Raw genomic sequence first — 23,960 nt, 5'->3', positions numbered from 1 at the left:
ATTGACCAATGACCAATGACCAGCGTAAATCTATTTCCTTAGCTGACCTCTTGCTAATTGTCGCCGTTTTCTTTTTTGTAGTCTTACTGTGGCAATTACGCAGCTTGATATTAACTCTAATGATAGCTGTAGTCATAGCAGCTGCGATCGCGCCCTTAGTAAACGCCGCCGAAAAATTGCATCTTCCCCGTTGGCTAGGTGTAATAGTCGTGTATCTTAGCCTAATTTTTGGTTTAATTGGCGCAGGTTTAATCATTGGACCATCTGTTTCAGAGCAAATTCAGCGATTAGCTAGTAAACTGCCCATTTATTTAGATAATTTGTTAATTGCGGCGGAAAATTTCGCCTTCCGATTGGGAATCACTCAAATCGAGTCAGTAGAAGAATTCTTTGATATTCAATCACTAACAAATTGGTTATTTCGTTCTAGTCAGCAGTTAGTTGTGCGTTCCTTCGGCTTTACTCGTGGCTTTATTGGCGGCGTAGTAAACTTGATTTTAGCCTTGGTAATGTCCGGCTATATGGTAGCTGGAAGTAAAAACTTAATTAAAGGTTTGGTGAGTTTGTTTCCCCAACCGTGGGATGAACGTCTAGCCGACCAAGTTATCCCGATTTCTCGCCGCATGGGGGGATATATTCAAGGACGAGTTTTAGTTTCCGCAATTTTAGGGGTTGTGATTACTTTGGGTTTGAGAATTTTGGGACTATCAGAATTTGCCTTAGCACTGGGCGTAATTGCTGGGTTTACCAACTTAATTCCCTTTGTCGGTCCAGTATTAGGGGCTGTTCCGGCTTTAATTGTCGCAATTCCTCAAAGTGGCTTGACTTTTCTCTGGGTATTGCTGTTATTTGTGTTAATCCAAAATTTAGAAACTTATGTACTTGACCCGTTACTGGTAGGTTCTTCAGTGCGAGTCCGTCCTTTATATCAACTTTTAGCAGTGCTGGGAGGAACCCAAGTTTTAGGCATTATTGGCGCTGTCATTGTCCCCCCTTGGGTAGCTGGTGTTGGTGTACTTGTGGAAAATCTCTATTTACAGCCAAAATTGTTAAATGAAGAAAAATCCGCTATTTACAAATTACCTTTAAACTCAGATAATCAACCAACATCAGATTCAGGTAATATATCCGATGGTGTTTCTCAAAGTGTGGAAAAATAAGTTAATTTTTATACTCAAAAAAATATATCCCCGATTTCTCTAAGAAGTGCGGGATCTGGGCTTCTCGGTGTTTGCAATCAATGCAATAAGTTGACAAATACGTAATTTTGTACTATAGATAATAATTTTACTATAAATATGTGGACTGAACTTACACAAGCGATCGCTAATATCGATATTCCGGCTGATTGGATTGGCATTAGAGCCGTCAAAAAAAATACCTCAACTCGTCATGTTCGGGATGGCTTACCCCAAATCAACGGTAAAACCTCCACAATGGGGGCGATGCTAGAAGTTTTAGTCAATGGTTGTCTTGGTTATGCAGCCACAAACTCTCTAGAATTACCATCACTACAAGCAGCAGCCCAAACAGCTTATAAACAAGCCCTAGCAGCTAGCAAATGGTGGATATATCCCTTTCAAGAAAGTCAACGCCCCAAAGTCGTAGGAGAATATAACTCACCCATTTCACAGCCATTTGATACACTCAGCCCTGGTGAAATCAACCATTTGCTGATGCGTGTGTGTCAAACCATGAAAGTTGACGACAAAATAGTGCAAACCTCAGCCAGCGCCAGCACCAGCGAAAGAGAAACTTGGTTTGTCAGCAGCAACGGCTCAGAAGTCTATCAAAAGATAGTCTCATTAGGAACACATTATGGGGCGATCGCTCAAGATGGTACAGTAGTCCAACAACGCAGTAATAATGGTTGGCAAGCACACTGTTATCAAGGCGGATGGGAACTATTAAAACAAGACCAATTATGGCCGCGAGTCCAGCAAGTTGGAGAACAAGCCATAGAACTTTTAACAGCCGCAGAATGTCCCAACACCCGCACAGATTTAGTTTTAGCACCAGACCAAATGATGCTGCAAATTCACGAAAGCGTCGGACATCCCCTAGAAATTGACCGAATTTTAGGAGACGAGCGCAACTACGCCGGCGGTAGCTTCGTGAAAACCAGCGACTTTGGGAACCTAGTCTATGGTTCACCACTGATGAACATCACCTTTGACCCCACAGTACCCGGTCAATTTGCCAGCTACGGATTTGATGATACAGGGGCAGTGGCGACACGAGAGTATGTCATTAAAGCAGGGGTATTACAAAGAGGTTTAGGCAGCCTAGAAAGCCAAGCCAGAGCCGGGATATCAGGGGTAGCTTGCGCCCGTGCATCCTCATGGAATCGTCCCCCCATCGACCGCATGGCGAATTTAAACCTAGAACCAGGAAACGCCACCCTAGAAGAAATGATTGGCGGAATTGAACACGGCGTTTACATGGAATCAAATCGCTCTTGGTCAATAGACGACCAGCGTTATAAATTTCAATTTGGTTGTGAATACGCCAAATTAATCGAAAACGGTAAACTCACCAAAACCCTAAAAAATCCCAACTATCGAGCCACCACCCCAGAATTTTGGCAAAGCCTTACCCAAGTAGGGAATAATGACAACTGGGAAATGTATGGTACAGCCATGTGTGGAAAAGGCGAACCCAACCAAGCCATTTGGGTAGGACACGGTTCACCAGTTTGCGTATTTGCTAACGTCGAAGTCTTTGGTGGTGGTCATTAGTCATTGGTCAATCAATTTTAGATTTTAGATTTTAAATTTTGGATTAGACTGCAATCTAAAATCGCAAATCCAAAATCCAAAATTCTTTACTCCCCACACCTCCCCACTCCCCACTCCCCACTCCCCAGTCCTCATCATGAAACTAACAGAATTATCTACCTTAGAAATCAGCTTTAATCAACTAATAGAAACCCTACTCATTAAAAAAACCGAAACCGAACAATTCACCCTCAAACTTAGCAGCGAACAAAGCCAATTTACCCGCTTCAATCATGGGAAAGTGAGACAAACAGGATTAGTTGCAGATGGTTCCATAGAACTAACCTTAATGGAAGACCAGCGCAGCAGCTTTCGCTCCTTTCCCTTCACTGGAAATTGGCAAATAGATTGGCAAACAGCATACACAGCTTTACTCGAACTCCGCCAAGAACTTATACTATTACCAATAGACCCTTATTTAGTTTTACCATCAGGAAATAATACCAGTCGAGAAATAAACTCAGGGGAATTATTAGCAGCAGAATCAGTAGTACCAACTTTATTAGAACTGGTAGCTGAATTAGATTTTACCGGGATGTATGCGGGTGGAATTGTAATTAAAGCTTATGGTGATTCTCAGGGTCAAAAACACTGGTTTGCAACTGATACTTTTACCTTAGATTATTCTTTGTTTGATAACTGTGGACAAGCAGTTAAAGGTATATTTGCGGGGAGTAATTGGGATGAAGCTGCTTACATGGCCAAGATAAACGAAGCGAAAACCCAACTGGAATTACTTTCCCGTCCCGCGAAACAATTAACACGAGGACAGTATAAAACTTATTTTGCACCTGCGGCTGTGGCGGATTTATTGGGGATGCTTTCTTGGTCTGCTGTGAGTGAAGCTGATTTACAACAGGGAAACAGTGCTTTGGCGATGCTATCACGCCAAGAAAAACAACTTTCGCCCCAGTTTAGTTTAAAGGAAAACTTTCAACAGGGGTTTGTACCAAGATTTAATCAATTGGGGGAAATGGTAGCCCCGGAATTACCTATAATTGAAAAGGGGATTTTAGTCAATACTCTAGTTAATTCTCGCACGGCGAAGGAATATGGCAAAGCAGCCAACGGTGCGAATAGTTCCGAAACTTTACGCGCGCCGGAAATCAGTCCGGGGAATTTAGGTTTTGAGGAGATTTTGCAGAGTTTAGATACAGGACTATATATATCGAACTTGCATTACTTGAACTGGAGCGATCGCCCCACTGGTAGAATTACAGGTATGACTCGTTATGCTTGCTTTTGGGTAGAAAACGGTGAAATCATCGCCCCCATAGAAAACTTACGCTTTGATGAAAGCCTCTATCGCTTCTGGGGAGATAATCTCGTAGAATTCACCAATTTTCAGGAATTTATCCCCGAAGTCGGAACCTATGAAAGTCGAGACTTGGGAGGTAGTTTGGTTCCGGGGATGTTGGTTAATAATTTCACTTACACCTTGTAATCTGGTGCTGTTTTGCGTCAACCAGTAGGTGTAAAATCGGGGGTGTGTAAACAAAATTATGAACTAAACCGTTTAGTATAAATATTAGCAAATAGAAGTAAACAAACAAAAAATGTTTCCTTACCTTTTAAAAGATGAAATTGAGCGCTAAAGCACTCACTACGAACAAATGACTAGGTTAATTGATGACCGATTTCTTCGCTTCTCAAAACTACTTTTTCTTAGGAGGTGGAGAATTACGCTGTGAAGTCACATCTGGTCGTAATTGTTGCCGCCCATTTGTAATAATACGTAACATATCCTTCAAGTCTTGTTCGATACCATCCAACACACTATCAGCGTATTCATCAGCGCCATTTTCAATAGTTTGAGCTTGTGCGATCGCAGTTTGTCGCATTTCCTCCAACTCCTCTTGACAACTACGCCGCTTTTGGTCAATTTCAGTCAGAGTAGCTTGCATCATCGCCTCACACTCCTCCTGAACTTGTCGCCGCAACTGTTCAGCTTCCTGTTCTACCTGTCTGATAATATCACTCTGGGCTAAAATTTGCGCTCGTTTAGCTTGGGCAGCCGAAATTACTTGCTGTCCATATTCTTCAGCTTCGAGCAAAACATCATTCTTTTGTTGCAGAACCAGAGCTGCTTCCTGAAAAATCGCTGGTAAAGAAACCCGAATAAAATCAATCTGTTCGATTAACTTATCCTCATCAACAAGAGTGCGTCCAATCAAAGGAACACGAAAACCATAGAGAATTAAATCCTCTAAAACATTCAGTTCCTGGAGGATATTTACGCTTCCCGTTCCGTTGGAATACTCTTCACTAGGGGGATAGCTTCCGTTGTTGTTGGGTTGGCCATTGGAGATGTGTGATTGTAGCATTTGTATATATCTAGGGCAATTTCTTCGGGAACGAGATGATCAACAGATCCACCAAACCTTGCAATCTCTTTTACCACACTACTACTTAAAAAACTATACTCATTCGATGTGGCAAGAAAAACTGTTTCTATTTGAGTGGAAATAGTTTTATTGGTATGAGCCATTTGCAGCTCAACTTCAAAGTCAGAAATTGCCCGTAAACCCCGTAACAAAACCTCTGCTTGTCGTTGTTGGGCATAATTCACAGTCAGACCGTCAAAACCGTCTACTTCCACATTAGACAGATGTTGAGTAGTGCGGCGAATCTGATCCAATCTTTCCTGCACAGTAAACAGAGGTATTTTGTGAGGATTCCGCAGTACAGCAACAATCACCAAGTCAAACAGCCGACTACCACGCTGAATGATATCAAGGTGACCTAAAGTAATAGGGTCAAAGCTGCCAGGATAAATAGCAATCACAAAATTTTCAATGCACCAAAGCTACTTCAGTAAGTATAAAGCATTAAGTATCCAGTATTAGTGATTCCCAATTCCCAATTCCCACACTCCCCACTCCCCACTCCCAATTCCCCACTCGCAGCAAAATTTGCTTTAATTGCTGTAAAGCTTAAAAATCTAGTTAAAAAGGTAATTTTACATGGTACTGGATATATCCACTTTGCCTTTAGCGTTTCAATTCACCTCTCCTGGCCCGGTTATCGTCGAGATAGGACCAATAACTATCCGTTGGTATGGCTTGTTAATTGCTACAGCAGTATTAATCGGTGTTAGCCTTTCCCAGTATCTGGCAAAGCGCCGTAATGTTAACCCAGAATTGGTCAGTGATTTATCAATTTGGCTGGTAATTGGGGCGATTCCCGCAGCCAGGCTGTATTATGTTTTATTTCAATGGTCAGAATATTCCCAGCATCCAGAACGGATAATTGCGATTTGGCAAGGAGGAATTGCCATTCACGGGGCGATTATTGGTGGTACTTTAGCAGCATTAATCTTTGCCAAAGTCAATCAGGTGTCTTTTTGGCAACTGACTGATTTAGTCGCGCCTTCGCTGATTTTAGGACAAGCAATTGGACGTTGGGGAAATTTCTTTAACTCCGAAGCTTTTGGTCGTCCGACAAATTTACCTTGGAAGCTATATATACCACTACAAAACCGTCCTCCAACCTTAGCTAATTTTGAATACTTCCATCCCACATTCCTCTACGAATCGCTGTGGAATTTAATTGTATTCGCTTTGCTCATGGCTTTATTTTTTCGGGGTTTATCTGGGAAGCCACGCTTGCGCTTAGGTACGCTATTTTTAGCTTATTTAGTAGCTTACAGCTTCGGCCGCCTGTGGATTGAAGGTTTTCGCATTGATAGCTTAATGTTGGGGCCGCTTCGCATTGCACAAGTTGTGAGTTTAAGCGGTATTCTTGTGGGTTTAGCTGGGTTAGCTTGGCTTTATTTACTTAAACGCCCTTTACCCGATGTAGTTTCGCCACCAAATGCAGATGAGAGGATGAGGGGATGACAAAAGTCAAAAGTCAAAAGTCAAAAGTCAAAAGTCAAAAGTCAAATGCTTGCTGTGAATTAGTTTTAGAATTTTGTCATATTCTAAGCGCTCTGTCCGTTGCTATACCCAAAAATAAAAAATGCCCCAGAGTATTCTCTAGGGCTTAACCAGGGTGCATCTACCATTCATCTCTACGAGAAATATAGGGTTAATCCGGAACTTACTCAAAAAAATCCCCAAAAATATCTGTTGAGAATTTATATTGATGGAAAATTACGTAAATAATCTCAATAATTTTGTATGAAAAGTAATCTCAGTATTATGAATTCAGCCGTTTACATTGTGGGAGCAGGCCCCGGAGACCCTGAATTATTAACGGTGAAAGCTCAAAAACTGCTGGCTAATGGGGATGTGATTTTATTTGCTGACTCTTTAATACCAGAAGAGATTTTGCATTTATGCCGAGAAGATGCAGAAATTATTCCTACGGCAAATAAGACTTTAGAAGAGATTATAGAGCTGATGATGGAACGAGTGCGATCGCATAAATCTGTGATTCGTCTCCATTCGGGTGATCCTAGTCTTTACAGCGCTATTCATGAGCAAATGCAACTCTTAGCCGCAGCCAATATTCCCTTTGAAGTTATACCAGGTATTAGCGCCTTTCAAGCCGCAGCCGCCAAACTCAAAATAGAATTAACTGTCCCCGGTTTAGTGCAAACCATTATCCTCACCCGCATTAGTGGACGAACAGAAGTCCCAGCCAGTGAAGAATTAGCCACCCTCGCGGCACATCAGGCTAGTCTTTGTCTCTACCTGAGTGCGCGCCACATTGAAAACGCCCAAGCTAAACTCCTAGAACATTACCCAGCCGATACCCCCATAGCCATTTGCTTTCGCATTGGATGGCCTGACGAAAAAATCATGGTTGTCCCCCTGAACGAAATGGCAAAATGTACCCAGGAAGAAAACTTAATGCGTACCACACTTTACCTAATTAGTCCAGCACTTTCACAGACAAAAGAGCTATGGTCTAAGTCCGGCCAAAGGCGATCGCGATTATATCATCCAGAACATAGCCATATATTTCGCTCATCGCATCATTAGGGATTGAGGATTAAGTAATACGTGCGGGTTTAGTCATATTGTGGGGCGGGTATCCTACCCGCCTTCTTCCTTGAATGATATCTATGATAGCTTTTGCAAGAATGCTTATTTATAGCTGGGGAGTGGTCCGTGGTCCGTGGTCCGTAGGGTAAAAACCTTTCGGTGTCTAACTTTTATGATCAGTTTATGTCCTAATTTCCTTGGCGGTTGCTATATGTACCAGAAAACAAGATAAAACCAGACAATTAAAACAATCTTTGAAAGATTTGCAAGAAGTACAAATACAACTTATGCAACGTGAAAAAATGTCTTCTTTGGGGAATTTAATTGCAGGGATAGCACACGAAATTAATAACCCTGTTGGTTTGATCTCCGGTAGGATCGAACAAGCAAAAGATGCTGTACTTGTTATTTATTGATTTCTTGTTCTGGATTGCAACGAATTTCGAGCATCAAGCCATCTGGATCATAAAAGTATACGCCTTTACCTGTAGGGCGTGTAACTGGACCATGTGCGATCGCAATCTCATTTTCTTTGAGTACTGCCACAGCTGACTCAAATAATCGCGGATCTATATCAAAGGCCAGATGGTATGCTCTAGTAAAAGTCTTTTCGGGATTGGGATCTGGTGGTGATAATTCCGGTTCCCAAAATAAGTCTAAAATTGTCCCATCGGGGGTAACAAAATTGGCGACTTTTCCTGTATTCACCAGTTCTATTAAAGTGGCTGGAACTTCATCCCCTGTCAGTTCATGCAAACCTAAAACAGTACCGTAAAAGTACCGAGAAGCTTGCATATCCTGGACGTTGAGCGCAATATGATGGACACAACGCAGGTTTCCGGCTACAAGGGTGGTTTTGGGGGTAGTGCTAGGTTGCATACGCGAAAATGCTCCTGTTTGTTTTGGTTATCGGCGATATTCGTCGCCACAGTCGCCAATTAATTCATATAAATCCCGTGACTGGCTAGATATAGAATTAATGCATATTTTTAATGTTTTATTTTAATTAATTAACGCCAACCTGTTTGGGCTTGTTCGAGGACATAAGTTGCAACTTCTTGAATTTCCTGGGGAGTTAGGCGGTCTTGATAGGCTGACATATTATTTTTACCATTGGTAATTATAGATGTAACTGCCTCTATGGTGTCCATACCATATCTTTTTAGGGCTGGCTTTTTTAAGTTTTTCCCCCGGCGGATAATGTTACCGCCATTGATATGACACCCCGCACAATGAACGCTAAAAACTTCCGCGCCATGATTTGTTTCGGCAGCGATCGCAGGTAAGGTAAAATTATTGAATGATAGGAAAATTGTCACTAATAACAATATTAGTAGTTTTTGCACTCAATTACTCCTGATACTGTTGTGGCTGTGTCTTGAAATCAACTCGCTATACAGACATGATATTACACTCCTGTAGCCACAAGTCTGAGAATAGCGGCAATTAATTTTTCTGTGTCCACAGGCTTAGGTAAGTGCATTTGAAACCCTGCTTGTATTGCTTGTTGCTGATCCTCATCTCTAGCATAGGCTGTTAAGGCGATCGCCGGAATGTTTCCACCAGCTTCTGGGGTGAAAGTTCTCACTTGACGTATGAGCATATAGCCATCCATATCGGGCATACTAATATCACTCTTCATTCCCCCAAAGGGCGTAAAAAGTGCAGCCCTTAAAATCAATGAAAACCCAATAAAATCATATTTCTGACTTTTGACTTTTAACTTTAGGACTTTTGACGAACGCCCTGCGGTACTACCAACCTTTATCTGCTTGTTCGAGTACGTAAGCAGCCACATTTTCAATCTGCTCTGATTTTAAACGACCTTTAAAAGCAGGCATAGCATTTTTACCCTTTGTCACCTGACTAATAATTGCCTCTGCTGAGTACAAACCATACTTTTCTAAAGCGTCCTTTTTCAAAGTTTTTTGAGCTTGAACTAGGTTTCTACCACCAGCATGACAAGCAGCACAATTAGCACCAAATATTTTAGCTCCATTGACTGTATCTGCTGCTAAAGCTGGACTACTAAAGGCAAAGGTGAAGATAGTGATGCCTAAAAGTAGCAAGGAAATTATTCTTTTCATCTCGTGTTCTCTCTGCAAAACGGCTGATTCGGTACAATACCTTTGATAATTTTCAGTTGAATTAATTGCCTTTGTCAAAAGACAAGCTGTCAAACTTCACTTTTATCAAAGATATTGTAATTTCCCACTTCAACCTTTATTTGCTAACTCTTGCATCGCTTTTTCAGTAACGCGACAAATTCGCCAATCATCTAAAATACTAGCGCCCATACTGCGATAGAATGCCTGCGCCGACTCATTCCAATCCAATACACTCCACTCTAAGCGTCCACAATTGCGCTCTACAGCTATTTGGGCTAATTTAGATAAAAGAGCTTTTCCGATGCCTTGACGGCGATATTCTGGCAATACAAACAAATCTTCTAAATAAATTCCTGGCTTAGTTAGAAAGGTAGAATAATTATAAAAAAACAGGGCAAAACCAACAGCTTGCCCTGCATATTCTGCTAATATTGCCTCAATATACTTCGGCGAGCCAAATAAATGCTCCTGGAGATCCAAAGCATTCCCAGTTACGGCGTGAGATAATTCTTCGTACTTAGCCAGTCCCTTAATTAAATCAAACAGTACGTTGCTATCAGCTGGTTCAGCAAAACGCAAAATCAAATCGCTACGAGAAGTCATTAATCCATAATCCATAGTCCATAGTTCATAGTTTATAGTCAATTGTGTAAAATTTTTGACTAATAATTAATTGCTACAGATAGAATTCCGGACTTAGAGGATGTTTGAAAAGTCTGATTGTTGGTAGCAAAACATTCTATATCCCCTAAATCCCCCTTAAAAAGGGGGACTTTGATTCTAATTCCCCCCTTTTCAAGGGGGGCTAGGGGGGATCTGCGAGTGCCTAAAATCATAGCCAACCACTTTTCAAACAGCCTCTTAGAGAACACCAAAAAAATGAATTAGCCAAAACCGTAGGGTCGTGGCAAGCTTAAAGTAGTGCATTATGTTTGTCTTGTAAAACAGGCATCTTGCCTGTTCTGGGGGGACCTGAGAGCTTACCCCACAATATTTAGTCACCCACCTTGACCAGCAACAATTACGAATTACGAATTACGAATTAAATTAACCATCCCTTTAAACGCTTGGCGATATGAGGGCGACGTAGTTTCCGCATCGCTTTACTTTGAATTTGGCGGACTCGTTCACGGGACAAATTGAACATATTACCCACTTCTTCTAAGGTACAGGGTTCGCTGGTAGTCAAACCGTAGCGCAAAGAAATCACGTCTTTCTCCCTGGGAGTTAGCACATCACCCAAGACCTCCCAAATCTCCTGACGCATCATGTTTTCATTCATTTTTGCTTCGGGAGATAAGTTATCCTCATCTTCTAGCAAATCCATGAGTTCTGTGTCTTCCTCTTTACCTACACGGTGATTGAGAGAAAGAGCTTGTCGCCTGAGTTGTTGCAATTGGCGCAGTTGTTGGACGCTAATTTCCAAAGCTTCCGCCATTTCGGCTTCATTGGGATTGCGACAAAGTTTTTGCTTGAGTTCCCGTTGGGCTTTTTTCAGCTTGTTAAGTTTTTCAACAATGTGGATAGGTAAACGGATAGTACGCGCATCATTGGCGATCGCCCGTGTAATTGCTTGTCTAATCCACCAGTAGGCGTAGGTCGAAAACTTATAACCTTTATCGGGATCAAATTTTTCTGTCGCCCGATTTAAACCCATTGCGCCCTCCTGAATTAAATCCAGAAACGGTACGCCCCGATTCAGGTAGCGCTTGGCGATTGACACCACCAATCTCAGGTTGGAACGAATCATTTTGCGTTTCGCCACTCGACCTTGATACAAGCGACTTTCCAGTTGCTTTTCCGTCATTTCTAGCTGTCCGGCTACTTGTACCTTAGTGGTTGGCTGTCCCAGTTCTAATTCCAAAGCAGCTTGGACTTCCCTAACTTCCTCTAGAAACCTGACTCGCCGTGCTAACTCTACCTCTTCGTCGGGTTTTAACAACGGATAACGCGCCATTTCTTTAAAAAACGCGCCTACAGCATCATCATGCTCGGTTTTATTGTATCCTGAAGGCCGAGCCGCCGCCATGTCATCCCCATCACGTTCGTCTGATTCCAGATTTTCGATGATTGGGGGTTCTGACTCCACCACTGGTTCTAGAAGTTCGAGTGTCTGATCTTCATGTTCAACAGTAGTTTCCAGTATTTCCATTGTTCCCAATTCAGCAATGTTCATAGTTTCCTTTAGGGATTGTTGCTTTGTTTGGTACATAATTTAGTGACAGCCGCTTCCTTGAAGCTTGGTAGTTTTCCCTAACAAACAAATGCACCCCTTTGTCAGAAAAATACATTTTCTTGCTAATTGCTTATTCAAAGCGTGAAAATCAGCCCCTCGCTGTCATTTCTTGGCTCCTGCTAGATAGAACCTCTAACAAATACTGGTTTTTGCACCCAAAAACTATCTTCTCAGGTTCCAACAGAGATATTCCTTATTTTTTTCTTAATACCCAAATCTGTCAAATCCGCCCAACCTTTATCCAGCTTAACAAATATAAAAAACTCAGGTAAATACCCCCCAGCTTAAATCTTTTATAAATTACATAAGTTTTTCAGCTTCATCGGTGAGAAATTATTACAGAAATCATAGTCTTGCTTTGGGTTCGGTGCTTATTTAATCAAGCTTTCTAAAGGACACGGGTTGACTAGTGTATTTTTCTGAAATAATTTATTTGTATAAAAGCATCTCATATACACAAAGGGTTGAATATCTATCAAGGGGCTGAAAAATGCTATGTCCTATTTAGTAGTTAGTCAGACTATTTCAGAAATCTCAGGAAAGAGAATTTTATTTTTTATAGCAGACTTTAAATATTTATGCCACGTATTGTTAAGACAAAATTGTCTACTAAATTACATAAAGGGAAACTTATCAAGTATTATGTGTAACAAAAGTATTATCAAATACATTTTACACCCTAAAAATAAAAATCTTTTATGAAGCTAAGTGAACTCTAAATAAATAAGTGAAAGTAAGAGAAACATTTGTTGATAAAATTAAAAAATTATGTATAAAAACAGCATAAATTCACGAAATTTGTTAGTGGCTGAACCGGGAGAAACTTACCAGTCTGAAAATGTAAATCGCTGGATTGAAGTGCTGGTAGACTGTCCAGGAACTACGGGGTTATTTACTTATCGATTACCACCTCAGTTAAAAATAAAACCAGGTGATATTTTAAGTGTACCATTTGGGACTCAGAAAGTGGGAGCGATCGCCATTCGTTTATTGACAGAACCAAATAAGGATCTCCCAGCAGAAAAAATCAAGGAAGTAGAAGATATAGTCAGCGAAGGATTCTTCCCTAGCACCTATTGGGAATTATTAAATCGAGTAGCTGCATATTACTATACGCCTTTAATTCAGGTGATCCGGGTGGCATTACCACCAGGGTTATTAGGGCGATCGCAACGTCGTATCCGCTTGCTTCGGGACGCAGAAATAAACAGACAAATCTCCTCAGATTTAACTTTCCTGAGTCCCGCAGCCCAGCAAGTTTTAAACCTTTTACAATCTCAAGCAGCCGGAGATTACAGCTTCGTCTACCTGCAACAAAAAGTCAAAACAGCCTATCGAGGTGTACGGGAATTATTGCGATTTGGGTTAGTAGAAAGTTATTTAGAACCACCGCGACTAAATCGCCCCAAGCTACAAAAAGCAGTCACCTTAATTGGTTCGGTTGATGGTGATTTAACAACTCGTCAACGAGAAATTTTAGAAATATTGCGACGACGTGGGGGAGAATTATGGCAAACCGAACTCTTGCAAATTTGTCATGCTAGTTCCTCTACCCTGAAGACGATGGCACAAAAAGGCTACATTGTCATCGAAGACAAAGAAGTGCTGCGAACAGAACAGGGACTACCATTAGCGCCAGATGTCCCCAAAACCTTAAATCCTCATCAAGCAAATGCCTTAAGCACCATACAAGCCATCAATGGTTTTGCTCAAGTCTTGTTACATGGGATTACAGGTTCGGGCAAAACAGAGGTATATTTACAAGCGATCGCCCCGCTAATCAACCAAGGAAAATCCGCCCTCGTCTTAGTTCCAGAAATTGGACTCACACCCCAGCTAACAGACAGATTCCGCGCGCGTTTCGGCGGTAAAGTTAGCGTTTATCACAGCGCCCTTTCCGAAGGCGAACGGTATGATACTTGGCGACAAATGCTCACCGGGGAACCCCAAATAGTCATCGGGACTCGTAGCGCCATTTTCGCCCCATTACCCAATTTAGGTTTAATCATCTTAGACGAAGAACACGACAGCAGCTTTAAACAAGATTCCCCCATTCCCACCTACCACGCCCGCACCGTCGCCCAATGGCGCGCCGAAATAGAAAATTGTCCTTTAATTCTCGGTTCCGCCACCCCTTCATTAGAAAGTTGGGTAAATCTCACCCACTCCCCAATATCCACGGATACAGAAGACCTAACCCCCCTAGCCCCCCTTCCCTACAAGGGAATGGGGGAAATTCACTCCCCTCTCCTTGTAGGAGAGGGGTTGGGGGAGAGGTCAACCCACTCCTATTACCTTTCCCTCCCCGAACGCATCAACTCGCGCCCATTACCACCGGTGGAATTAGTCGATATGCGGTTAGAGTTACAGCAGGGAAATCGTTCTATATTTAGTAGGTCGTTACAAACAGCTTTACAGCAACTAGAAGAGAAGCAACAACAGGGAATTTTATTTATTCATCGTCGGGGACACAGTACCTTTGTTTCTTGTCGCAGTTGTGGTTATGTGATGGAATGTCCCCATTGTGATGTGTCGCTATCCTATCACCAGACAGAAGAAGGAGCGCCGCAAATACTACGCTGTCATTACTGTAACTATACGCGATCGCATCCTCCCCAATGCCCCGAATGCGGTTCACCTTACCTCAAGTTCTTTGGTAGCGGGACTCAGCGCGTCGCTCAAGAATTAGCAAAACAGTTTCCCCAGTTGAGTTATATCCGTTTTGATAGCGATACCACCCGCAACAAAGGCTCACACCGTCACCTCTTAACTCGATTTGCTAACGGTGAAGCTCATTTATTAATAGGGACACAAATGATTACCAAAGGGTTAGATTTACCCCAGGTGACATTGGTAGGTGTTGTCTCTGCTGATGGTTTGCTGCATTTATCAGATTATCGCGCCAGTGAACGCGCATTTCAAACATTAACTCAAGTAGCAGGTCGGGCTGGTAGAGGCGATGATCCCGGTAGAGTTATTGTGCAGACTTACACCCCAGAACATCCCGTAATTGGGGCGGTACAACAACATGATTATCAGTCTTTTTCCCAAACTGAATTAGAAGAACGCCAAGCGCTGAATTATCCCCCCTATGGACGGTTAATTTTATTGCGTTTGAGTAGTTTAGATCCCATTCAAGTCCAGAACACAGCGCAAATTATCGCCACAGCTTTAAGTTCTAGCGAAGGATTTGATATTCTCGGCCCAGCCCCAGCTAGTGTTATGCGGGTAGCTAACCGTTATCGTTGGCAAATTATGCTCAAATTTGATCCCGATGCTTTACCAAATTTACCTGATTGGGATTCAGTGCGATCGCTTTGTGCTAATTCTGTGAGTTTAACTATAGATGTAGACCCATTAAACATCATCTAACAAATAATATAGAGACGTTCGGTGGAACGTCTCTACAGTAGTCTAATTAAATCCTAGATTGAATCTTCCCCATTCCAGAATTCATTTATATTTACCATCCACGGTATACCTTCATTAACTGGAGAACTGACACTAATTTTAGCTTGGTTAGAAAATCGTTTTAAGTTATTGGCTAAATAAGGAATACTCGTCATAATATGCTGATAGCTTTTGATATCATGACAGACCAAAATTAACATCAGAATTCCGCTATTGACTTTGAAATACCAATGACAACCAGATAACAAAATACGCACTTTCGGCTTACAGACCAAGAAAAAGCTTTTTTTTGCAGCTTCTTCTAATTGGCTTAACCAAATCCCACTCAATTGCATTGTTTTATTGGATGGCAAATCATCAGGCGAGAAATATGGTTGATACATAGGAACTCTGGCATTATTCAAAAGATTAAAAAACTCAACTAAGCTGTAGTAACTTGAAATAATTACTTAGTACACTGCGGCGTAAATATGGATACCCTTTCAAAAGGTTCAAAAGCCCAACGTAAAAGCTTTTTGACTTTTGACTTTTGACTTTTGACGAACGCCTTGCGGTACTAGGCATAAAATTCAGCCTATCAGTTACACCACACTACATTAAGCTTTAATTTAACCTGCGTTAACCCCTTGATAAACTTTATATAATCAATAAACTCTTATTGCTAATTTTCCTCATATTTCCTTAGCAATTAATCTATATAAGTTAACATTTTCCATACCAATACATTCTTATAGCTGGGGACACCGATGGTACGGCCGGGTTTAGTCATCTCCTCTCATAGATATCATTCAATAAACAAGGCGGGCAGGATGCCCACCCCACAATATTAGTAAACCCGCCCCTACTGTGAATTGGTTGGGGAATTTTGTCATCTCCTCAGCACCCTGTCCCTTGCTATACATAAATTTAGGGGCTGGATACAAGGACATATTATTGAGAGGATCTTGCATCTCGAAATCAATATCCAATATAATTTTTGGCTAACTTTCAGTTGAGTATACGACTATGGATAATAATTAGTGTAAATCTATACAATTACCAAACATTATGTGATAAATGTATCTTAGTTAAGCGTATATTTGAGATTAGCAAATTTCCCAAATTTATTGTATAACCAAGTCATATTAACAAGGCATATAAGAGTAAATTTACATAATTTTGCGGAAAATTGAAAAATAATATGAAAAATAGTAATAACGGAAAAAACCAAATCGATTGAGGTGATAGATAAGAGACGTTACTAACCTGCTCGTGATTTAATTACAGAGTAATTGATTTGATATATGTAAATAATTCGCTTTCTATAATTGAACTTGAACTGAGTGCGAAATAAATGGGACAAGGTTTTTGGCAAATCGGCTTAACGCTATGTATTGTGATAGCAATCGTTCCGGTTTTGGGAAGATACATGGCGCGTGTTTTCTTGGGAGAAAGAACACTGCTTGATCCTTTAATGAACCCTATCGAGCGCAGCTTCTTCCTTTTAGCAGGTGTTGGGAGGAAAGATGATTTGACGGGTGGAGAGTATATTCGGGCAGTATTGTACAGTAACTTGGTTATGGGTATTTTAGTATACTCACTAATATCTTTTCAGAAATTACTACCCTGGAATCCCAACGGCTTTGATGCGCCTAGCTGGGATATATTGCTGCACACAGTTGTTTCATTTGTCACAAATACCGACCAGCAACACTACACAGGCGAAACCACCTTAAGTTATTTTAGCCAGGTAGCAGCTTTAGGCTTTTTGATGTTCACCTCAGCAGCCACAGGTTTAGCGGTAGGAATTGCCTTTATTCGGGGTTTGACAGGCAAAAAACTGGGTAACTTTTACGTTGATCTGACTCGTGCCATCACAAGGATATTACTACCTATCTCAGTCATTGGAGCGATCGCCTTAGTTTTCTGCGGTGTCCCGCAAACATTAGATCAAACCCTGGTTGTGCAAACCTTAGAGGGTAGAACCCAATATATTGCTAGAGGGCCAGTAGCATCCTTTGAGATGATTAAAATGTTGGGTGATAACGGTGGCGGTTTCTTTGGCGTTAACTCAGCCCACCCCTTTGAAAATCCCAATGGCGCTGCTAATTTAATCGAAATCATCGCCATGATTGCCATTCCAGCATCCTTAATTTACACCTATGGCGTATTTGCTAAAAATATCAAACAGGCTTGGCTGCTATTTTGGATGGTATTTGTGGTTTTGATCATTTTAATTTCAGTAGCACTCGGCGGAGAACAAGAAGGTAATCCCCTCGTCAATGGCACATTGGGATTAGAACAACCTAATTTAGAGGGCAAAGAAATTCGATTGGGTTGGACACAAACAGCACTCTGGGCAGTTATCACTACCGCCACCATGTGCGGCGCTGTCAACGGGATGCATGATTCCTTAATGCCATCCGGCTTATTTTCCACCTTATTCAACTTATTCCTTCGCATGATCTGGGGAGGACAGGGAACTGGAACAGCTTACCTATTTATTTACCTGATTTTGGCTGTATTCTTGGCGGGGTTAATAGTGGGACGCACCCCAGAATTTTTAGGGCGCAAAATTGAAAGACGAGAAATCATCCTTGCTAGTGTGGTGCTGGTGATTTATCCCATTGTAGTTTTAATTCCCAGTGCCATTACATTGGCTTATCCTTTTTCCCTATCTGGAATTACTAACCCTGGATTTCACGGCATTTCCCAAGTAGTTTATGAATATGCTTCAGCTGCTGCAAACAATGGCTCTGGTTTACAGGGATTGAATAACAACACCTTATGGTGGAATTTAAGTACCTGTTTGAGTATGTTTGCTGGGCGCTACATTCCGATTATTGCCCTTTTGCTCTTAGCTGATGGTATGTCTCGTAAACCAACAATCCCAGAAACCCCTAATACCCTCAAAACAGATTCACTGTTATTTACCACCGCCACGGCTGGATTAGTGGTGATTTTGGGAATGTTGGCTTTCTTTCCTGTATTGGTTTTAGGTCCGGTTGCCGAAAGTTTTAAACTAGCTTCCGGTAGTTAAAAGAGGCAGGGGGGCAGGGTGCAGGGTGCAGGGGAGAAGAGGCAGGGGGGCAGGGTGCAGGGGGCAGGGGGCAGGGGGGAAGAAACTTCCCGATTCCCGATTCCCCACTCCCCACACTCCCCACACTCCCCACTCCCCCCACACTCCCCACACTCCCCACACTCCCCACTCCCCACTCCCCATTCCCCAGATAAAATGAACGTTGCACCTACCTCTAAAGCTAAATCATCTACTTTTCGTGCTGGCGATCGCCGCCAAGCCCTCAAACAAGCTAAAATAAATCCCAAAAAACTGTATCTCAGAGCCATCAGGGATGCTTTTGTCAAGCTTCATCCCAGATATGCAATTAAAAATCCAGTCATCTTTTTGGTTTGGTTGGGGACACTTGTCGCCCTAGTATTCGCCATTGCTCCCAACTTATCTGGGGTAGCCCAAGAGAATGATCCCCAGCTTTTTAACGGCTTATTGACAGGAATTTTATTTCTCACTGTTTGGCTGGCTAATTTTGCCGAAGCATTGGCCGAAGGACGGGGTAAAGCTCAAGCCGATGCCTTGCGAGCCACCAAGTCAGAGACAATCGCCAAAAAACTCGCTCTAGATGGCACAATTTCCGAAGTTCCTTCCATGTCCCTCAGACAAGGTGACACCATCTATTTGGTAGCCGGCGATATCATTCCGGCTGATGGCAAAGTAATCATGGGTGTAGCTTCGGTGGATGAATCAGCAATTACTGGGGAAACAGTCCCAATCCTCAAAGAATCAGGTTCAGATGTTGCCGGCTCGGTCATCGGTAGTACGCGGATTATCACTGATGAACTAATTATTCGCATCACAGCTGACCCAGATAAAGGGTTTATTGACCAGATGATTGCTTTATTAGCAGGAAAACAACGCAGCAAAACACCCAATGAAATTACCTTGACAATCGTACTAGGAGTTTTGAGCTTAGTTTCTCTGTTAGCCGTGGCCACTTTGGCTGTATTTGCTTACTATGTCGAAAGTCCAGTCAGCGTACCAATTTTGATCGCCCTGTTCGTAGCACTGCTCCCCACTACCATCGGCGGCTTATTAAGTGCCATTGGTATTGCTGGCATGGATCGGGTTGCCCAATTTAACATCATTGCCACCTCTGGAAAAGCCGTGGAAGCCTGTGGAAATGTCAACACCTTAATTCTCGACAAAACAGGCACAATCACCCTTGGTAATCGTTTGGCAGAAGAGTTTATCCCGATCAATGGCCATTCATTACAGGAAATGGCTCATATTGCCTTAGCCGCCAGTGTATTTGATGATACGCCTGAAGGAAAATCAATTATCCGACTCGCACAAAGCTATGGCGGACAATTTGAATTTGATCTTAACCAAGCAGTGGGGGTGGAATTTTCGGAAGTAACCCGAATCAGTGGCACAAACTTGTCCGGGGGGCGTGAAGCCCGTAAGGGAGCAGTAGGAGCAATTATAGAATTTATCCGTCTGGGTAATGGACAAGTTCCCCCAGAACTTAATTCTGTCTACGCAAGCATTTCCCAACAAGGAGGTACACCCCTAGCCGTTTGTCTAGATCAGGAAATTTATGGTCTAATTTATCTGAAAGATATCATTAAACCCGGTATCCGCGAGCGTTTTGGGCAGTTACGCCGCATGGGGATCAATACTATCATGCTCACTGGCGACAACCAGATTACCGCAGCTGTGATTGCCCACGAAGCCGGAGTAAATGAATTTATTGCTGAAGCTACACCAGAGGATAAAGTCAGGGTTATTCACAGAGAACAAGCCGCAGGTAAAGTAGTCGCCATGACAGGAGACGGTACTAATGATGCTCCCGCACTAGCAAAGGCCAATGTCGGCGTTGTCATGAATACAGGTACTCAAGCAGCTAAAGAAGCAGCCAACATCATAGATTTGGACTCTGATCCCACCAAGCTGATTGATATCGTCAGTATTGGTCAACAATTACTGATGACTCGTGGGGTGATAACTACATTTTCCTTTGCTAATAATATTGCTAAATACTTTGCAATTATCCCATTCATCTTTACTGCCACTAATCTGCAAAGTTTGAATATTATGAATTTGTCCAGCGCTAATTCTGCTGTATTATCGACACTCATTTATAATGCTTTGATTATTCCAGCTTTAATTCCCTTGGCTTTGAGAGGTGTTCAGTTAAAATACCTCACAGCTAATCAACTGCTACAACGGCATCTCTTAATTTATGGTTTCGGTGGAATAATTGTACCGTTTATCGCTATTAAATTAATAGATTTGCTCATGGCAACAACAGGGTGGGTATAGCAATTACAGCAGTTTTCATTTAGATGAAGTACAGATTTATGTGTAGCCTACGGCCAGCCACTACGTGTCTACATCTGTGGATCATAATTTCTTTGTGTACCTCATAAACCCGCAATACGCTGTAAACATTTCAAAATTCAAAATTATATTCAGGATCAATAGGAATTTTTATGAGTTTTATTCGCGAAACTATCAAAGCTATTCGCATGACTCTGGTGCTTTGGTTACTAACGGCAATGATTTATCCTCTGGCAATCTTGATCATGGGTCAAGCTTTGTTTCCATTTCAAGCTCATGGCAGTGTTATGGTAAATATACAAGCACAAGCAATTGGTTCGGCTTTAATTGGTCAGACATTCACAACTGAGGGTTATTTTCACGGTCGTCCCAGTAGTGTGAGATATAGCGAAGGAGAACAGGCAAGTCCCACTGGCATTTCTGGTGCTAGTAATCTTGCTCCTAGCAATTCAGCACTGCTAAATCGAATTGTCGAACAGGCTACTAAATTACAAGATGAGAATATTCAACCCGTAGCTGATTTAATTTATACTTCTGGTTCTGGCTTAGACCCACATATTTCTTTGAGAGCAGCTGCCCAGCAGTTAAGCCGAGTTGCTCGCGCCCGTGATCTTCGAGAGAATGAAATATCACGTTTAATTAATAAGTATACTGATAGAAGATTTCTGTGGATTTTTGGTGAGCCTGGTGTCAATGTGCTGCGATTGAATTATGCTCTTGACCTGCAAGAAATTAACCGCCAGTAGGGGTGCAGGGGGCATGGGGGAAGAGGCAGGGGTGCAGGGTGCAGGGTGCAGGGGAGAAGAGGCAGGGAGCTTGTATCATTTCTGTCTCATCCCACTCCCCATTCCCCATTCCCCACACTCCCCACTCCCCACACCCCACTCCCCACTCCCTATTCCCCACTCCCCACTTTGTAGGATAGACAATAAAGACCAAACCATGAACCAGGTAGACTATCTCCGCATTAGCCTCATTGATCGCTGCAATTTTCGTTGTCAGTACTGTATGCCAGAAGGGGCAGAGTTAGATTATCTGCTCAAGCAAGAATTATTAACTGATGCGGAATTGCTGACGCTGATTCAATTTGTATTTATTCCTGTGGGTTTTACCCGGTTTCGGTTGACGGGTGGGGAACCTTTGCTACGCCCCCGTTTTGTGGAGTTGGTCAGGGCGGTCGCATCTTTACCCCAAACTCAAGACCTTTCTATGACTACCAACGGGTTTTTATTAGCCTCCCAAGCCCAAAACCTCTATGATGCTGGTTTACGTCGGGTCAATATTAGCCTGGATTCCCTGGACTCAGACACCTTTGAGCAAATTATCGGCAATCGTGGTCGTTCTCGTTGGCAACAAGTTTGGCGAGGGATTCAAGCTGCTTATAACGTAGGATTTGACCCTTTGAAGCTAAATGTAGTGGTGATTCCTGGTGTCAATGACCACGAAATTCTGGATTTAGCGGCTTTAACTATTGACAAGCAGTGGCACGTCAGGTTTATTGAGTTTATGCCTATTGGTAATGGCGATTTATTTGGCGATCGCGGTTGGGTATCTTCGGAAGATTTACGCCAACGTATCCGTGAGCGCTGGGGCTTGACAAAATCCCAAATTCGTGGTGCTGGGCCTGCTGATGTCTTTCAAATTCCCGGCGCGAAGGGAACCCTGGGATTTATTAGTCAGATGTCAGAATGTTTTTGCGATCGCTGTAACCGAATGCGCTTTTCTGCCGATGGTTGGCTGCGTCCCTGTCTATTAAATGAAACTGGACAAATTGATTTAAAAACGGCGCTGCGTGCTGGTACTAGCACCGACCAACTCCAAGAGCAAGTCAAACAGGTATTAGCAATCAAACCAGAAATTAACTTTAAAGGGCGCGACTCTGGTACTGCCGATATTTATAGTTATAGCCGTACCATGTCGCAAATTGGGGGTTAGTTATTAGTCATTTGTCATTAGTCATTTGTGAATCAAATCACGTGCAAATCTTGTTTTATACTGCACCCCCTCTTTAACTTCCGTCAAAAACTCCCCTCTCCTTGCTAAGGAGAGGGGCTGGGGGTGAGGTTCTATATTGTATTAAATCCGCACTCCAATGACCAAAGACTAATAACTAAGCTTGACGTGAGTAGTATTCCACAACAAGCAGTTCATTAACTTGTAACGCCACCCATTCTCGTTCAATGACGCTATTAACTTTACCAGTCAACTTAGCTTTATCAAATTCCAAATGACTGGGGAGATTGGCTAAACCGGGGTATTGCAAATTGGCTTCTACCAACTTCCGTGAAGCTTCGCGGTCTCTGATTGCAACTACTTCACCGGGACGACACTGGTAACTAGCAATATCAACTCGCTTACCGTTAACTGTTACATGACCGTGATTTACCAGTTGGCGAGCAGCTGGAATCGTGGGAGCCATTCCCAAGCGAAAAACGGTATTATCCAAGCGCATTTCTAGCATTTGTAGCAGCACTTGTCCGGTAGAACCAGTGACGCGTCTAGCTTTACGCACATAGCGCAGCAGTTGCTTCTCGGTCAAACCGTAGTTCATCCGAATCTTTTGTTTTTCTTCTAGACGGACTGCATACTCAGAACGTTTTTTGCGGTTCTGACCATGTTGGCCTGGTGGATAGGCTCTTCTCGCAGTTTTGCGACTTAATCCTGGCAATTCGCCTAAGCGACGTACAATTCTGAGGCGTGGCCCTCTATATCGGGACATGAGTTTCCTTAATCTAATCCTGTTAACTTTTAACTAGACATTCAATTTTGACACTCTCCTGATTATAAATCAGGAAATTCTTGGTTCTCCGAAGCTGCTTGCTTTGATAGGACATATCAAGGTAGAGGCATTTTCTCCCCAAGCGTAAAATCCGGACTGTCCTGCCGTACTCTAACAAACCGGTTTTGTGTGTTTATTTAGTTGGTAGACTACGAAATCGCTAGATTGGCTTACGCAGTATTTCAACTCGGAAATACTTTTTACGTTGTCTACTTATCTTATATTTTGACTATACTAACACTATTCGCCTCAGCATCAATCCCACTGCCACAAATCGTTGGAAATACAGGTATCAGACAATTTGAGATTTTGGATTTTGGATTTTGGATTGGGGATTTTGGTTCGACCCACAGATAAATCCAGGGGCTTGTACCATTAAGGAA

Annotated in this window: 20 protein-coding genes and 1 pseudogene; 11 read left to right on the top strand and 10 right to left on the bottom strand. The window is 42.4% G+C overall.

Going from position 1 to position 23,960, the window contains the following annotated elements; all coding sequences use genetic code 11:
- The first annotated feature begins 8 nt into the window (after positions 1-8).
- The 3 genes from NSP_RS08755 (at position 9) to NSP_RS08745 (ending at position 4,221) form a co-directional block, all read left to right on the top strand.
- A complete protein-coding gene (locus NSP_RS08755; RefSeq protein WP_006195316.1) occupies positions 9-1,160 on the top strand; it encodes an AI-2E family transporter in 1,152 nt (383 codons plus the stop codon).
- 138 nt (positions 1,161-1,298) lie between these two features.
- Positions 1,299-2,738: a TldD/PmbA family protein gene (locus NSP_RS08750; protein WP_006195315.1), complete on the top strand. Its 1,440-nt coding sequence runs from the start codon at positions 1,299-1,301 to the stop codon at positions 2,736-2,738.
- A gap of 136 nt (positions 2,739-2,874) precedes the next feature.
- Positions 2,875-4,221, top strand: a complete 1,347-nt coding sequence (locus NSP_RS08745; RefSeq protein ID WP_006195313.1) for a TldD/PmbA family protein — start codon at positions 2,875-2,877, stop codon at positions 4,219-4,221.
- A gap of 211 nt (positions 4,222-4,432) precedes the next feature.
- On the opposite strand, the gene NSP_RS08740 is transcribed toward NSP_RS08745, so the two are convergent.
- Both NSP_RS08740 and coaD read right to left on the bottom strand, forming a co-directional pair.
- Positions 4,433-5,101 (bottom strand): DivIVA domain-containing protein, encoded by a 669-nt coding sequence (locus NSP_RS08740; RefSeq protein ID WP_231859558.1) that lies wholly within the window; start codon positions 5,099-5,101, stop codon positions 4,433-4,435.
- Positions 5,011-5,562: a pantetheine-phosphate adenylyltransferase gene (gene coaD, locus NSP_RS08735; RefSeq protein WP_006195311.1), complete on the bottom strand. Its 552-nt coding sequence runs from the start codon at positions 5,560-5,562 to the stop codon at positions 5,011-5,013. Before coaD ends, NSP_RS08740 begins: the two co-directional genes overlap by 91 nt.
- A gap of 178 nt (positions 5,563-5,740) precedes the next feature.
- Between coaD and lgt the strand changes: the two genes are divergently transcribed.
- The 3 genes from lgt (at position 5,741) to NSP_RS08720 (ending at position 8,124) form a co-directional block, all read left to right on the top strand.
- A complete protein-coding gene (lgt, locus tag NSP_RS08730) occupies positions 5,741-6,616 on the top strand; it encodes a prolipoprotein diacylglyceryl transferase (RefSeq protein ID WP_006195310.1) in 876 nt (291 codons plus the stop codon).
- A 282-nt stretch (positions 6,617-6,898) separates the two neighbouring features.
- A complete protein-coding gene (cobM, locus tag NSP_RS08725) occupies positions 6,899-7,705 on the top strand; it encodes a precorrin-4 C(11)-methyltransferase (protein WP_006195309.1) in 807 nt (268 codons plus the stop codon).
- A 200-nt stretch (positions 7,706-7,905) separates the two neighbouring features.
- A complete protein-coding gene (locus tag NSP_RS08720) occupies positions 7,906-8,124 on the top strand; it encodes a hypothetical protein (RefSeq protein ID WP_006195308.1) in 219 nt (72 codons plus the stop codon).
- On the opposite strand, the gene NSP_RS08715 is transcribed toward NSP_RS08720, so the two are convergent.
- The 6 genes and pseudogenes from NSP_RS08715 to NSP_RS08690 form a co-directional block, all read right to left on the bottom strand.
- Positions 8,114-8,587, bottom strand: coding sequence for a VOC family protein (locus NSP_RS08715; RefSeq protein ID WP_006195307.1), 474 nt, complete (start codon positions 8,585-8,587; stop codon positions 8,114-8,116). The genes NSP_RS08720 and NSP_RS08715 overlap by 11 nt on opposite strands.
- Before the next feature lie 131 nt (positions 8,588-8,718).
- Positions 8,719-9,054, bottom strand: coding sequence for a cytochrome c6 PetJ (gene petJ, locus NSP_RS08710; RefSeq protein ID WP_006195306.1), 336 nt, complete (start codon positions 9,052-9,054; stop codon positions 8,719-8,721).
- A 62-nt stretch (positions 9,055-9,116) separates the two neighbouring features.
- A pseudogene (locus NSP_RS08705) lies at positions 9,117-9,344 on the bottom strand (response regulator); the annotation flags it as partial.
- A gap of 118 nt (positions 9,345-9,462) precedes the next feature.
- Complete coding sequence (gene petJ / locus NSP_RS08700; protein ID WP_006195304.1) at positions 9,463-9,795, bottom strand: cytochrome c6 PetJ; 333 nt, start codon at positions 9,793-9,795, stop codon at positions 9,463-9,465.
- Positions 9,796-9,924: 129 nt separating this feature from the next.
- On the bottom strand, positions 9,925-10,419 hold the full coding sequence (locus NSP_RS08695) for a GNAT family N-acetyltransferase (protein ID WP_173403272.1): 495 nt from the start codon (positions 10,417-10,419) through the stop codon (positions 9,925-9,927).
- Between the two features lie 439 nt (positions 10,420-10,858).
- Entirely contained in the window at positions 10,859-12,028 is a 1,170-nt protein-coding gene (locus NSP_RS08690; RefSeq protein ID WP_006195301.1) for an RpoD/SigA family RNA polymerase sigma factor, read from the bottom strand.
- Between the two features lie 792 nt (positions 12,029-12,820).
- Here NSP_RS08690 and priA point away from each other — a divergent pair.
- Entirely contained in the window at positions 12,821-15,424 is a 2,604-nt protein-coding gene (gene priA, locus NSP_RS08685) for a primosomal protein N' (protein WP_006195300.1), read from the top strand.
- A 53-nt stretch (positions 15,425-15,477) separates the two neighbouring features.
- Here priA and NSP_RS08680 read toward each other — a convergent pair whose 3' ends face one another.
- Positions 15,478-15,846, bottom strand: a complete 369-nt coding sequence (locus tag NSP_RS08680; RefSeq protein ID WP_006195299.1) for a hypothetical protein — start codon at positions 15,844-15,846, stop codon at positions 15,478-15,480.
- 950 nt (positions 15,847-16,796) lie between these two features.
- On the opposite strand from NSP_RS08680, the gene kdpA reads away from it, so the two are divergent.
- The 4 genes from kdpA to moaA all read left to right on the top strand — a co-directional run bounded on the left by kdpA (position 16,797) and on the right by moaA (position 22,733).
- Positions 16,797-18,482, top strand: a complete 1,686-nt coding sequence (gene kdpA, locus NSP_RS08670; RefSeq protein ID WP_006198462.1) for a potassium-transporting ATPase subunit KdpA — start codon at positions 16,797-16,799, stop codon at positions 18,480-18,482.
- A gap of 195 nt (positions 18,483-18,677) precedes the next feature.
- Positions 18,678-20,780, top strand: coding sequence for a potassium-transporting ATPase subunit KdpB (gene kdpB, locus NSP_RS08665; RefSeq protein WP_006195296.1), 2,103 nt, complete (start codon positions 18,678-18,680; stop codon positions 20,778-20,780).
- Positions 20,781-20,950: 170 nt separating this feature from the next.
- On the top strand, positions 20,951-21,544 hold the full coding sequence (gene kdpC / locus NSP_RS08660) for a K(+)-transporting ATPase subunit C (RefSeq protein WP_006195295.1): 594 nt from the start codon (positions 20,951-20,953) through the stop codon (positions 21,542-21,544).
- A gap of 196 nt (positions 21,545-21,740) precedes the next feature.
- A complete protein-coding gene (gene moaA, locus NSP_RS08655) occupies positions 21,741-22,733 on the top strand; it encodes a GTP 3',8-cyclase MoaA (protein ID WP_006198463.1) in 993 nt (330 codons plus the stop codon).
- 175 nt (positions 22,734-22,908) lie between these two features.
- Here moaA and rpsD read toward each other — a convergent pair whose 3' ends face one another.
- Positions 22,909-23,517: a 30S ribosomal protein S4 gene (rpsD, locus tag NSP_RS08650; RefSeq protein ID WP_006198464.1), complete on the bottom strand. Its 609-nt coding sequence runs from the start codon at positions 23,515-23,517 to the stop codon at positions 22,909-22,911.
- Positions 23,518-23,960 lie beyond the last annotated feature (443 nt).

This window comes from Nodularia spumigena CCY9414 (assembly GCF_000340565.2).
In the GTDB taxonomy this organism is placed as follows: domain Bacteria; phylum Cyanobacteriota; class Cyanobacteriia; order Cyanobacteriales; family Nostocaceae; genus Nodularia; species Nodularia spumigena.
Note: the sequence above shows the minus strand (reverse complement) of the source record. Positions and strands in the feature narration are given on the sequence as shown.